The sequence below is a fragment of the Aeromicrobium chenweiae genome, assembly GCF_003065605.1.
Taxonomy (GTDB): Bacteria; Actinomycetota; Actinomycetes; order Propionibacteriales; family Nocardioidaceae; genus Aeromicrobium; species Aeromicrobium chenweiae.
In genome coordinates, this window is sequence record NZ_CP026952.1 from 452,761 (window position 1) to 465,203 (window position 12,443).

The 12,443-nt window shown below is 72.3% G+C and carries 13 protein-coding genes; 7 read left to right on the forward strand and 6 right to left on the reverse strand.

Features of this window, described 5'->3' with window-relative positions; all coding sequences use genetic code 11:
- Window positions 1–120 precede the first annotated feature (120 nt).
- Complete coding sequence (locus C3E78_RS02230; protein ID WP_108576779.1) at window positions 121–912, reverse strand: exodeoxyribonuclease III; 792 nt, start codon at window positions 910–912, stop codon at window positions 121–123.
- Window positions 913–1,029: 117 nt separating this feature from the next.
- Here C3E78_RS02230 and C3E78_RS02235 point away from each other — a divergent pair, with 117 nt between their 5' ends.
- Together C3E78_RS02235 and C3E78_RS02240 are read left to right on the forward strand one after the other, a co-directional pair.
- Window positions 1,030–2,160 carry a peptidoglycan-binding domain-containing protein gene (locus C3E78_RS02235; RefSeq protein ID WP_135804898.1) on the forward strand — a complete coding sequence of 377 codons (1,131 nt, stop codon included), beginning with the start codon at window positions 1,030–1,032 and terminating at the stop codon, window positions 2,158–2,160.
- A 32-nt stretch (window positions 2,161–2,192) separates the two neighbouring features.
- On the forward strand, window positions 2,193–2,816 hold the full coding sequence (locus C3E78_RS02240) for a hypothetical protein (protein ID WP_108576781.1): 624 nt from the start codon (window positions 2,193–2,195) through the stop codon (window positions 2,814–2,816).
- Window positions 2,817–2,834: 18 nt separating this feature from the next.
- Here C3E78_RS02240 and C3E78_RS02245 read toward each other — a convergent pair whose 3' ends face one another.
- Window positions 2,835–4,655 carry an FUSC family protein gene (locus C3E78_RS02245; protein ID WP_135804899.1) on the reverse strand — a complete coding sequence of 607 codons (1,821 nt, stop codon included), beginning with the start codon at window positions 4,653–4,655 and terminating at the stop codon, window positions 2,835–2,837.
- A 219-nt stretch (window positions 4,656–4,874) separates the two neighbouring features.
- Here C3E78_RS02245 and C3E78_RS02250 point away from each other — a divergent pair, with 219 nt between their 5' ends.
- Complete coding sequence (locus C3E78_RS02250; RefSeq protein WP_108576783.1) at window positions 4,875–5,615, forward strand: gamma-glutamyl-gamma-aminobutyrate hydrolase family protein; 741 nt, start codon at window positions 4,875–4,877, stop codon at window positions 5,613–5,615.
- On the opposite strand, the gene C3E78_RS02255 is transcribed toward C3E78_RS02250, so the two are convergent.
- Window positions 5,569–6,435 carry an SDR family oxidoreductase gene (locus C3E78_RS02255; RefSeq protein WP_108576784.1) on the reverse strand — a complete coding sequence of 289 codons (867 nt, stop codon included), beginning with the start codon at window positions 6,433–6,435 and terminating at the stop codon, window positions 5,569–5,571. The two genes, C3E78_RS02250 and C3E78_RS02255, sit on opposite strands and share 47 nt — an antisense overlap.
- 114 nt (window positions 6,436–6,549) lie before the next feature.
- On the opposite strand from C3E78_RS02255, the gene C3E78_RS02260 reads away from it, so the two are divergent.
- Window positions 6,550–7,392, forward strand: a complete 843-nt coding sequence (locus tag C3E78_RS02260) for an exonuclease domain-containing protein (protein WP_159085782.1) — start codon at window positions 6,550–6,552, stop codon at window positions 7,390–7,392.
- A gap of 79 nt (window positions 7,393–7,471) precedes the next feature.
- Here C3E78_RS02260 and C3E78_RS02265 read toward each other — a convergent pair whose 3' ends face one another.
- Genes C3E78_RS02265 through C3E78_RS02275 form a run of 3 tightly spaced genes read right to left on the reverse strand, consistent with a single transcriptional unit; the run spans window position 7,472 to window position 9,857 of the window.
- On the reverse strand, window positions 7,472–8,314 hold the full coding sequence (locus C3E78_RS02265; RefSeq protein WP_108576786.1) for an alpha/beta fold hydrolase: 843 nt from the start codon (window positions 8,312–8,314) through the stop codon (window positions 7,472–7,474).
- 16 nt (window positions 8,315–8,330) lie between these two features.
- The gene (locus C3E78_RS02270) at window positions 8,331–9,149 is read right to left on the reverse strand and encodes a lysophospholipid acyltransferase family protein (RefSeq protein ID WP_108576787.1); all 819 of its coding nucleotides are present in this window, start codon (window positions 9,147–9,149) and stop codon (window positions 8,331–8,333) included.
- A complete protein-coding gene (locus C3E78_RS02275) occupies window positions 9,150–9,857 on the reverse strand; it encodes a lysoplasmalogenase (RefSeq protein ID WP_108576788.1) in 708 nt (235 codons plus the stop codon).
- A gap of 88 nt (window positions 9,858–9,945) precedes the next feature.
- On the opposite strand from C3E78_RS02275, the gene C3E78_RS02280 reads away from it, so the two are divergent.
- From C3E78_RS02280 to C3E78_RS02290, 3 genes are read left to right on the forward strand one after another with little or no spacing between them, the layout of a single operon-like run.
- Window positions 9,946–10,305 carry an ArsR/SmtB family transcription factor gene (locus tag C3E78_RS02280; protein ID WP_108580709.1) on the forward strand — a complete coding sequence of 120 codons (360 nt, stop codon included), beginning with the start codon at window positions 9,946–9,948 and terminating at the stop codon, window positions 10,303–10,305.
- A 1-nt stretch (window position 10,306) separates the two neighbouring features.
- A complete protein-coding gene (locus C3E78_RS02285) occupies window positions 10,307–10,786 on the forward strand; it encodes an SRPBCC domain-containing protein (protein WP_108576789.1) in 480 nt (159 codons plus the stop codon).
- Between the two features lie 39 nt (window positions 10,787–10,825).
- The gene (locus C3E78_RS02290) at window positions 10,826–12,442 is read left to right on the forward strand and encodes an amidohydrolase (RefSeq protein WP_108576790.1); all 1,617 of its coding nucleotides are present in this window, start codon (window positions 10,826–10,828) and stop codon (window positions 12,440–12,442) included.
- Window position 12,443: the final 1 nt, after the last annotated feature.

Here is a 12,443-nt window from a genome sequence, read left to right on the forward strand (position 1 = left end):
GGTGCTCGCTTCCGGGTCGACTGCGTGGCACGGCACGAGACGGTCGTGCCCGCCCAGAATACCGGGGACGGCAGGAGGGCCGCGCCGCTGTCGCGGTGCGTCGGCTCCCGGCCGGGCGCGTCAGCTGATCTCGATGACGACGGGCGCGTGGTCGCTGGCACCCTTGCCCTTGCGCTCCTCGCGGTCGATCCACGCGGAGTCGACGCGGGCGGCGAGGGCCTGCGAGGCCAGGATGAAGTCGATGCGCAGGCCGCGCTTCTTGGGGAACGCGAGCTGCTGGTAGTCCCAGTAGGTGTACACGCCGGGCCCGGGGGTGTGGGGGCGCACGACGTCGCTGAAGCCGGCGTCGACGATGCCCTGGAACGCGTCGCGCTCGGGCTGCGAGACGTGCGTGTGCCCCTCGAAGACGGACATGTCCCACACGTCGTCGTCCTGCGGGGCGACGTTCCAGTCACCTGTGAGGGCGATCTGCGCGTCGGGGTTCTCGACGAGCCACTCCGCGGAGACCTGGCGCAGGCGCTCGAGCCACGCGAGCTTGTAGGTGTAGTGCGGGTGGCCGACCTCGCGACCGTTCGGGACGTAGAGGCTCCACACCCGCACGCCGCCGCACGTCGCGCCGATCGACCGCGCCTCGACGACCTCGGGGTCGCCGAACCTCGGCTGGTCGTCGGCGAACTGGGTCGCGACGTCCTCCAGGCCCACGCGGGAGATCAGCGCGACGCCGTTCCACTGGCTGAGGCCGAAGTGGGCCACCTCGTAGCCCATCGACGAGAGCTCGAGACCCGGGAACTGGTCCTCGCGGCACTTCGTCTCCTGGATGGCCAGGACGTCGACGTCGTTGCGCTCGAGCCACCCCGTCACGCGGTCGATTCGGCTCCGGATGGAGTTGACGTTCCAGGTCGCGATACGCACCCCCCGAACCTATCCCGTCCGCACGAAGTGTCGAGATCGGGTGACAGACGGTGCTGGTGGGGCGCACCATGGGAGATCTTGTCCTTGCGATCCGGGAGGTGGCCGAACGTGCGCAGGATGTGGACCACTGTCGTGGCGCTGGTGCTGGCCACCGGTCTCCTCGCCGGCCCCGCGGTCGCGGGCGACCCGCCGATCAGCATGCCCGCGAGCCCCCAGGGGCTGCGGGCGCCCGTCGCGCTGCCGGACGAGCTGGACCCGGCGTCGCCGTACCTGCCGCAGGCGTCCTGCAGCCCGGTCGACACCCCCGGGGTGACCAAGCTCCGCAACCTCGTGATGGCGACGTACGGGCAGGGCTGGTCCGGCTCGATCTCGCGCGGCTGCACCGAGGGGCTGTCCGAGCACAGCGAGGGCCGCGCCTGGGACTGGATGATCGACCCCAAGGACAAGCGCCAGAAGGCCGCCGCCGCCGACTTCATCGCGTGGGTGACGCGCGACGGCGGCCGCAACGCGCGACGTCTGGGCATCATGTACGTCATCTACGACAAGAAGATCTGGGGTGTGTACAACCTCAAGGGCGGCTGGCGCGCCAGCCAGGGACACGAGGACCACGTCCACGTGTCGCTCAGCTGGAACGGGGCCCGGGGCAACGTCTCGTTCTGGACCGGCAAGGTCAGTCCCATCGACTACGGCCCCTGCGTCCGGTTCAAGGGGACGTACGGCGCGCGCACGGGGACCCCGCGGACCACCGCGTGTCCGGCCATCTCGCCGCTGCTGGTCAGGACGACGCTGGGCACGCGGCAGTTCGGCCGCACCGGGGCGACGGTGAAGAAGGCGCAGGCCCTGCTGAAGGTGAGCCGGACCGGGCGCTTCGACACCAGGACGTGGGCCGCCGTGCGCCGCTACCAGCGCGCCCACGACATCCCGTACACCGGTGTGCTCGACCAGCCGACCTGGGCGTCGCTCAGCCCGTCCAGCGTGAAGAGCCGCACGGTGAAGAGCTACACGCGGGCGTCGGCGATCGCCCACGGGGTCAAGCACTACGGCGGCAGCACGATCCGGAAGGGCCAGGTGGGCAAGGCGGTGCTGATCCTGCAGCGGGCGCTCGGGCTGCGGCGGGCGGACCGCAACGGGTTCTACGACGCCGTGACGCTGGCCGCCGTCAAGAAGGTGCAGGGCCGGGCCGGCATGGGTCGCGACGGGCTCGTCCGGGCCGCGGAGTGGCAGGCCATGGCGAAGGCGCTCAACTGAGCGGAACGCCGCAGCAGTGCCATGATGGCTGAATGACCGACGAGGAGTCCGCGGCGTACAACCCCCGGCACGAGGACGACCACGTCGACGCCCGGGTCGCCGACCACTCAGAGGTCGGACCGCCCCGGTGGGTCAAGCGGATCGTCCTGGCGATCATCGTCGTGGGCATCGCGTACGTCGCCTACCTCATCTCGGCGGCGTTCTTCCCGCGGTGGTGGGCGCATCGCGTCGGCGACCAGGTCGACGGCGCCGTCTCGCGCGGCACGCTCTGGGGCCTGTTCTACGGGTTCTTGTTCACCGCCGTGCCGCTCCTGGTGCTGGTCCAGGTCAGGCACCGGTTCCTCAGCTGGACGTGGCGCGGCATCATCGCCCTCGTCGCGATCGTGCTCGCGGCGCCCAACTGGCTGACCCTCTCGGTCGTGGCGGGCAACAGCAGCGCCGCGCACGCCGGCGAGCGGATCATGGACGTCGAGGCCCCCGGCTTCCGTGCCGCGACGCTGATCGGGGTCGTCGCGGGAGCAGCCCTGGTGCTCCTCGTCACCGCGCTGAGCATGCGGCTCAAGGGACGTCGTGCCGAGGTCAAGCGGCTCCGCGGCGAGCGTGACGAGCTGCGCCGCTCACGCGAGGTCGATGACGGGCCGCGCGAGGAGCGCTAGGCACCACCGCGCACGCGCTCAGGCGTTCGCCGGCAGCGTCCGCAGCAGGTAGCGCTCGGCTGCGCCGGCCCGCTGCGCGAGGTCCCGCACCGTCGACGAGCTCTGCTGCAGCGTCCCGGCTCCGTTCGGGTGCTGCAGGCCCGGGAGCGTCTGGTCCGCCGGGCTCAGCGCGCGCAGGACGTCCTGCAGTGCTGCGTCGTCCATGCCGGTCGCGTCCACGAGGGCCGTGAGGTCACGAAGCCCGGTCCGCAAGGTGTCGAGCTCGCGCAGCTGGACGTCGTCCAGCTGGTCGTGGTCGGGCACCAGCTCGTCCTGCGTCTGGGTCGCCTCGCGGTGCAGGGCCACCTGGTCGGCCAGGCCCGGCTGCGATCCGTCGGCCGCGGCGCGCAGCACGGCCGCCGTCGCCTCGGTGGCCGACTCGATGCGCCTGCGCAGCGGCGGCGGCCGGAACGCCGGGACGACCGCGAACCCGACCAGCAGGCCGATGACGACGGCGCTGGCGGTGAGTCCTACGTACTGCAGGAGCAGGTTCACCGGGTCCAGGTCGCGGGTCACCGAGTTGAAGCCGACGCTGACCACGACCATGAACGCATTGCCCAGTCCTGGTCGGGTGACGATGTACCAGAGCCCGAGACACAGGGACACGACCGCGATCGCGACCAGGAAACGTGACGGGACGACCAAGAGGATCACGGCCACCGACAGCGAGCCGCCGACGAGGCCGATGATCTTGTTCCTCGCCTTCGTCGCCGTGTCGCGCCAGCTGGCCTGGAGGATGCCGAAGGTCGTGAGCAGCACGGTCGAGACCAACGGGTCGCCGCGTTCGAGCCCGGACGTGATCACCAGCATCAGCAGCAGCCCGAGCGCCGTGCGGAACGCGTGCCGCAGCTGGACGGACCGCAGCCTGGTGGACGGGTGCAGCACCGCGTCCTTCAGCTGGTGGCGCCGGTCGTGCTCGAGTGAGACCGCGGTCGTGTCCCGGTCGCGGATCGCCTGCTCCACGGAGTCGAGCGCCTGCGTCGCGTCCGCGAGGGCCCCGTCGCCGGCCGGGCCCGGACCGGCAGGTGCGTCCTCCTGTGCCGTGGCCTTCTTGGAGGGCTTGGCCTTCAACCGGGACGCCAGCTCGGCGGCTCGGTCACGCAGCGCCGCCAGGTCGCCCGGCGCGACGGGTTCCGTGAGCCCCGCGGTGTGCAGCGCCAGCCGGTAGCGCGAGGCGGCGTCCAGTGCGTCCGCCAGCCAGCGCTGCCTGCCGTCGCTGAGCCAGGTGCCGAACGCCACGGACGTGGCCGTGGCGGGATCGGCCGCGACGAGCACCTCCGCCACCTGGGCGCGCGTGGGCCCGGACGGGTCCGAGACGCCCATCAGCACCCGCAGTGCGAGAGCGACGGCGACGCCCGCCACGGCGGCGGCGATCACCTGCTGGTGGTCGGCCCCGCCCTGGGGCGCGTAGCCGTAGCCGAACACGGTCGTCATCCCCAGCCCGAGGCCCGCGTTGGCGAATCGCGGCCCGAGCAGCGGCAGCAGCGCGGCGACGAAGCCGAGCACGACCACGGCCAGGATCGCGGTCGGTCGCGAGACCTCCGCGACCAGCCGGGGGACGACCGCCGCGACCACCAGCAGCGGCGCCATCACCGCGGCGATCCGCAGGTCGGCTCGCAGCGGGCCTCCCATGAAGACCACCAGGGAGAACAGCCCCGTCAACCCGCCGATGATCCCGGCCGAGCCGGCGCCCCAGTGGTCCGCGAGGAGCACCGACGGGACGACCACCAGGGCCATCAGGGCGAACAGGAGGGGGCTGCCCTTCGGGCGCGCCCGGGTGTGCTTTCCGCGTGGTGCCATCAGCACGCCTCCTTCCGGAAGCGCTGTGAGCCCCTGCCCCGAACGTTAGAGGGAGGCGGCGGACCGCGTCAGGGCCCTAGGGCCCCGGGCGGTGGGGCCGTGGACAACACCCGGGGAGGGCTGTACGTTCGCAGCGGACGTCGCCGCCTCGCCGCACCGGTCCGGGTGCCGACGCGAAGGAGCGCGCATGTCCCCCTCCGGCACCTGCGGGACGCCACCGTGACCTGTCCCGTCATCGGCATCACGTCCTACCGCGAGACTGCGCGGTGGGGGGTCTGGGACAAGCCTGCCGACCTGTTGCCTGCGGCGTACGCCCGAGCGGTCTCCGAGGCCGGCGCGGTCGCGGTGATCCTCCCGCCGGGGCGGGCCGAGGACGCCGCCACGGTCGTCCACCGCCTGGACGGGCTGGTCCTGGCCGGCGGAGCGGACATCGACCCGAGGCGGTACGGGGAGCAGGTGCACGAGCGCACGGCGGGCTGGCGGGCCGATCGCGACGCGTGGGAGACGGCCCTGCTGGACGCTTCGGACGTCGAGGACCTGCCCGTGCTCGGGATCTGCCGCGGCATGCAGCTCATGGCCGTGCGCGACGGAGGCACGCTGCACCAGCACGTGCCCGACCTCGTGGGGCACGAGGAGCACTCGCCCGGAGGTGCGCACTTCGGTGTCACGAGCGTCGACGTGGTGCCCGGCACCCGGCTCGCCGCGGCCGTCGGCGACAAGGGGGACGTGCGATGCCATCACCACCAGGCCGTCGCGGCTCACCCGGGCTTCGAGCCGGTCGCGCGCTCGGCCGACGGCATCCTCGAGGGCATGGAGCGACCTGACCGAGCCTTCTGGGTCGGGGTCCAGTGGCATCCGGAGACGCTCGAGGACGTGGGCCTGTTCCGGTCGTTGGTCGCCGCGGCCTCCCGCGTCACCCCCAGACGTACGGGGCCGTCTCCGTCTCCGCCTGGGCCATGATGCGGCTGAACCGGCGGTTCAGCCGGCGCATCGCGCGCTGGTACGCCCACGGCACGTAGCGCTGCAGGTAGTGCGCGGTGCGGACGTCGTGGGAGGTGAAGACGAGGTACCTGCCGCCCTCGACGCCCCGGATCATGGCCGCCGCGGCGTCCTCGGGGGAGACGGCCTGCCGCTCGAAGTCGGCGAACATCTTCTGGATCGCCGGGTGCTGGGGGTCGACGCCCGCGAGGACCGAGCGGCTGACCAGCGGGGTCCTCACGGCGCCGGGGCAGAGGAGGGTGACGCCGATCCCGTGCTGCTCGAGGTCGAAGCGCAGGACCTCGCTGACACCGTGGAGACCGAACTTCGCCGCACTGTACGGCGCGCGGACGGGGAGCCCGAACAGCCCGGCGGAGGACGACACGTTGACGACGTGCCCGCCGTTGCCGGCCGCGATCATCGGCGGGACGAACGCCGACAGGACGTGGATGGGTCCCATCAGGTCGACCTCCACGACGTCGCGCCAGTCCTTGGAGGTCAGGTCCTGGATGCGGCCGCCGACCGAGATGCCGGCGACGTTCATGACGATGTCGACGGGGCCGTGCAGGAGCGTGCGGTGGGCGAATGCCGCGACGGCGTCCTCGTCCGCGATGTCGAACGCCTCGTGGTGGACGACGTGGTCGGCGACGAGGGCCACCGTCGCCTCGAGCCCCGCCGCGTCGACGTCGGTGAGGGCGAGGCGGGCTCCCTTGGCGGCGGCCTGGACGGCGGCGGCGCGGCCGATGCCGCCACCGGCTCCGGTGATGACGGCGGTGCGTCCGGCGAATGCTGTCTTCTTCATCAATCCCCCCGAGATGTGTGAAGTGGGACGAGCGTACCGCTCACGGGTGGCACGCGGGGGCTGTCTCAGCCGACGGCTAGCGTGATGCCCTCAGCCACGAGCAGGAGTCAGCACATGAGATCCAACAAGTACGCCGGCACGTGCGCCGAGTGCAGCTCGGCCGTCGCGATCGCGGCGGGCCGGCTGATCGGGCGCCCCGGCCGGTGGCTGACCATGTGCCTGAGCTGCTCGCCGACGCCGCCGCCGCGTGGCGACCACCCCGGCTGGCACGTCGCGCCGCTGGCCTCCCTGGACTTCGAGACGACCGGAGTCGACCCGCTGACCGACCGGGTGCTGAGCTACGCGCTGCTGGACGACCGCGGCCGTGACGTCTCCGGGCTGGTCAACCCTGGTGTGCCGATCCCGGCGGCCTCGGCCGCCGTGCACGGCCTGACCGCCGAGGCGCTCGCCGACGCCCCGGCACCGGTCCACGCGATCGCCGAGATCGTCACGTGGGTGCAGGACCTGGTCGATCGCGGTGTCGGGCTGGTGGTGTTCAACGCGGCGTACGACCTGACGATGCTGCGGGCCGAGGCCGAGCGCTGGGGTCTCGCCCAGCCCGACTGGGACCGGTTGCTGGTCGTGGACCCCTACGTCATCGACTGGGGCATCGAGCGTGGCGGTCTGGGTCCCCGTCGCCTCACCGACGTCGCGGCCTACTACGGCATCAGCCTCGACAACGCCCACGACGCCGCGGCCGATGCGTTCGCCGCCCGCGAGATCGCCCACGAGATCGGCCGGCGTCACCCCGACGTGGCCGCGGGGACGCTCCAGGACCTCATGCACCGGCAGGGCGGCTGGTACGCCGACCGCGCCGAGGACTGGAACCGCTACGCCCGCACCGTGGGCCGCAGCCTCGACGACCCGGCCGGCTGGCCGCTCAAGCAGGTCACCGAGCCGGTAGCGGGCATCGCCTGACCCGGACGGGTGGCGCGGCTAGGACCACGCGGAGCGCAGGACCGTGACGGGGTCGTGCCGGCGAGGTCCTCGGCCAGCGTCACGCCCTCGCGCGGACGATGATCGCCTCCGCGAGCGAGTCGGGTGCCTGCTCGGGGACCCAGTGCCCGATGCCGTCGAGCTCGACGAACCGGTAGTCCGCGTCGACGAAGTCGCCGCAGGCCTCCGCCGGGACGCGGCCTATGGCCATGTCTTGGGCGCCCCAGACGAACGTCGTCGGGACCTGGACGTGGGGTGTCGAGGCGAGCTCGGCGGTCATGGCGCGGTACCAGTTGAGTGCCGCGGTGAGCGCTCCCGGCTCGGCGAGGTGCGCGACGTAACGGACGACCAGGCCGATCGGGACCGCGTCGCCGTACATCGCGGTGATCCGCTGACCGGCGTCGGCGAGCAGCAGCTCCTCGGCCCGGCCGGCCGGTTCGCGGAACAGCTGGATGTAGGCGGCCCTGCGCTGCTGGTCGGGGTCGTCACGGAGGGCAGCGTTGTACGCCGCGAGGTGCGGCACCGACACGGCGGTCAGCGTCCTGACCCGGTCGGGGTGGTGGGCCGCGACGAGCCACGCGACCACGGCGCCCCAGTCGTGTCCGGCGAGGTGGAACGTCCCGAGCCCCAGTGCGTCGGCGATGCCGAGGACGTCCGCCACGAGGAGGTCGGTCGCGTACGCCTCGACGCCCTCGGGCCGCGCGTGCGGGGAGTAGCCGCGCTGGTCGGGAGCGATCACGCGGAAGCCCGCGTCGGTGAGTCGTCCGGCCACGGATGCCCAGGACAGCGAGGTCTCGGGGAACCCGTGCAGCAAGATGATGGGTTCGCCGTCCTCGGGCCCGGTCGTCCGGACGTCGAAGGTCAGGTCGCCCACGGGGACCTGGGTGATGGAGCCGTACGTCATGGTGTACCTCCTGCGGTCACTCGACGGTGCGCGGTTCCTCGTCGATCGTGTCACCGCTGCGTGCGACGGCCTCGCGGTCGAGCACGGCAGCGGTCTCGATGTCGGGGGCGCTCCCACCGTGATCGTATGGCAGCCACCAACTGTCGTCCTCGTCGCGCGGCGCCTCGGGGTAGGTCTCGATGGCCTCGGCGAGCAGCCCCTCCATCCGGGTGCGGAGCCGCGTCGTCAGTGCGTCGACGCTCTCGTCGGGCCGCGGGCACAGGGGTTCACCGACGATGACGGTGATCGGCATGCCCCGGCGCAGCGAGCGACGGCCGTCCACGGTCAGGACCCGATGCCCGCCCCAGACGACGACCGGGACGACGGGGACCCGGCGGTTGACGGCCATCGCCGCCGCGCCGCGCTTGAACGGCTTGAGCAGCCACGAGCGGCTGATCGTCGCCTCCGGGAAGACGCCCACGAGATCGCCGGCATCGAGCAGGCGCAGGGACCGCCTGTAGGCCCGTGCGCCGTGCCGACGGTCGACCGGGATGTGCCGCATGGCCCGCATGAGCCGCCCGACGACCGGCAGCTCGAACACGGAGGTCTTCGCCATGAACCGCACGAGACGTCCGCGGTCGCGAGCGGCGTACCCGATGAACGTGAAGTCGAGGAACCCGATGTGGTTGCCGGCGAGCACGGCCGGGCCCGTGGCCGGGATGTGCTCCGCGCCGCGCACGTCGAACCGGTAGCCCATGAGCCGGAACAGGGTGCCGAAGACCCGGTTGGCCCAGCGGTACGTCCGGTCGGACCCGAGCACAGGCGCGTCGACCGGCGGGGCGTCGCTCCGCGGCATCTACGACTGGGCAGCCGGCAGCCGCGGCCAGCAGTCGGTGCGCACGGTGGGGTCGAAGCCGTCGCCGGCGGCGAGCGTCCTCTTCTCCCGGGACAGCATGCCGGTGGTCAGGAAGAAGATCGCCAGGATGTACAGCGCCATGATGGCCAGGCCGGTCACGACGGCGTCCCCGTCGATGCGTCCGGCCTCGGACAGGGCGATGATGCCGTCGGACACGAGGAAGAGCGCGCCACCGATCCCGGCGCGCAGATCGGTCGAGAGCGCGGCGGCAGCGGTGCCGAGCAGCAGTGCCGCGTACACCGGGACGAGGGGCTTGAGACCGGGCTCCAGCCCACCCCAGCACCACGCCACGAGCCCGACCGCCAGCACGACGTACGCGACCAGGATCATCGGCCGGCGCCGTAACCGGTCGATCGCGCCGCGGCGCACGAAGAAGGTGATGAGGCAGACGTGTGCGATCGCGAACGCGGCCATGCCGGCAGTGAACATGTCCTCGATCTCGAGGAACAGGTCGCCGAGGAAGCAGAACGCCAGCGCCACCGCGAGCAGCCGAGGGCCCTGCTGCTCGAGGACCCACACGGCGAGCAGGGGCGCGAGCAGGCACTTGCTGATGCTGTCCCAGGGGGCCGGGCCGGTCCCGTTGAGGACGAGGTGCACGACGGCCACCACGCCGAAGGCGATCAGCCAGGGGCTCTTGAGGGCGGTCATGGACGTCAACCTATCGAAGACGCGGCTCCCCGGATCGGCCCACTCGGTGGGTGTTGACATTCCGGCCAGCCGAGCGATATTTAAGTGCATGGTTAAGTATGAGGAGCGGCTCGACCGGGTGTTCCGCGCTCTCGCCGACGGGACGCGGCGCGCACTGGTCGAGCGCCTGGCCATGGGGCCGGCGTCGGTGACCGAGCTCGCCGAGCCGCACGGGATGTCGCTCCCGGCGATCGTCCAGCACCTCAAGGTGCTGGAGGAGGCCGGGATCGTCACCTCGGAGAAGGTCGGCCGGGTCCGGACGTACCAGCTCGCCCCCGACGCCTTGAGCGTCGCGGGGGAGTGGGTCGGCCGCCAGCGGCTGCCCGCCGAGCAGCGGCTCGACCGTCTCGATGTGCTCCTCGCCGCCGATCCCGGCACCCATCGCAGGCCCGACAGCAAGGAGAGCTGACATGAGCACCACCACCGCACGTACCCAGACCCACGCCACCTTCGTCCTGGAGCGCGACTATGCGGCTCCGGTCGACCGGGTGTGGGCGGCCTTCGCCGACCCGGACCTCAAGAAGCAGTGGTTCGGCGGCGGCGACTTCGAGGACGTCGAGGTCTCCGAGGACTTCCGCGTCGGCGGCGTCGCGATCAACAGCGGGACGATGAACGGCCAGCGCAGCGAGTTCCGTGCGACCTACACCGACATCGTGGACCGGGAACGCATCGTCTACGTGTACGACATGTGGAACGACGGCGTGCACGCGTCGACCTCGATCACGACCGTGGTCCTCGAGCCGACCGAGGCCGGGACGCACCTGACGTTCACCGAGCAGGGGGTCCACCTCGATGGCGTCCACGGTCCCGGCCCCGAGGCCGCCGCAGGGCGGGAGCACGGAACCGGCTGGCTGCTCGACCGCATCGCGGACGTCGTCGAGCGCGCCTGACGGGAACCCAGGCGGGCCGCCGTCTGGCAGGTTGGTCACATGGTGGCTGATCTCGTCCTCACCAACGCACGCATCCACGACGGCGCCGGGTGGTCGGTGACCGCCGACTCGATCGCCGTCCGTGCAGGCCGCATCGTCGCGATCGGGTCCGACCTGCCGGCGGGGGCGGAGGTCGTCGACCTGGGCGGGGCCTGGGTGCTGCCGGGCTTCCACGACGCGCACGTGCATCCGGTGCAGGCGGGACTCGAGATGAACGCGTGCGACCTCACCGGCGGAGGCGATGTCGACGGCTACCTCGACCGCATCGCGGCGTACGCGACGTCGCGTCCCGAGGCGGAGTGGGTCCTCGGGGGCGGCTGGTCGATGGACGCGTTCCCCGGCGGCGTCCCCACCGCTGCGGCGCTCGACCACGTGCTGCCCGACCGGCCCGCGTTCCTGCCCAACCGGGACCACCACAGCGCCTGGGTCAACACCGCGGCCCTGCGCCGCGCCGGGATCGACCGGACGACGCCGGACCCGAGCGACGGTCGCATCGAGCGGGACGTGGACGGAGAGCCGACCGGCGCGCTCCACGAGGGCGCGATGGAGCTCGTCCGTGCCCTGGTCCCGCCGCCCACCCCGGCGGAGCAGACCCGGGCGTTGCTGAGCGCCCAGGCGTACCTGCACTCCTGGGGCATCGTGGGGTGGCAGGACGCACTCGTCGGGACGGGTCTCGGGATGGCTGACTCGCTCGACACCTACCTGGCCGCGGCACGTGACGGTTCCCTGACGGCCAAGGTCGTCACCGCCCTGTGGTGGGACCGGGCGCGAGGCGCCGAGCAGATCCCGGAGCTCCTCGACCGGCGGGCGCGGGCCGCGGCCGCCGGCATCGATGCGGGCAGCGTCAAGATCATGCAGGACGGGGTGTGCGAGACGTTCACCGCAGCGGTGATCGATCCCTACCTCGACGGCCACGGCCGCCCGACCGCGAACCACGGTCTCAGCTTCATCGAGCGCGCCGACCTCGCGTCGTACGTCCAGCAGCTCGACGCCGCCGACTTCCAGGTGCACGTCCATGCTCTGGGGGACCGGGCCGTCCGCGACAGTCTCGACGCGATCGAGCACGCGGCCGCGGTCAACGGCCGGCGGGGCAACCGGCACCACCTCGCTCACGTGCAGATCGTCCATCCGGACGACGTGCCCCGGTTCGCAGCGCTCGACGTCACGGCCAACGCGCAACCACTGTGGGCGTGCCTGGACGAGCAGATGGCCGACCTGACGCTGCCGTTCCTCGGCACGGCGGCGAAGGAGCAGCAGTACGTGTTCCGGTCGCTGCTCGCCAGCGGCGCGCGGCTCGCGTTCGGCAGCGACTGGCCCGTGTCGTCGCCCGACCCCTTCGGCGCGATGCACGTCGCGGTCAACCGTCGGTCGCCGGGAAGCGATCGTGCGGCGCTGCTCGCGGACCAGGGACTGACGGTTGCCGAGGCGCTGCAGGCCTACACGGAAGGCAGCGCCTGGGTGAACCGGCTCGAGGACGTCTCAGGACGCATCGCGGTGGGCGCGGCCGCGGACCTCGCCGTCGTCGACCACGACGTCCTGGCGGTGCCGGTCGAGCAGATCGGTGACGTCCGGGTGCTGCGCACGTACGTCGACGGTCGCTGCGTGCACGGGGACTGAC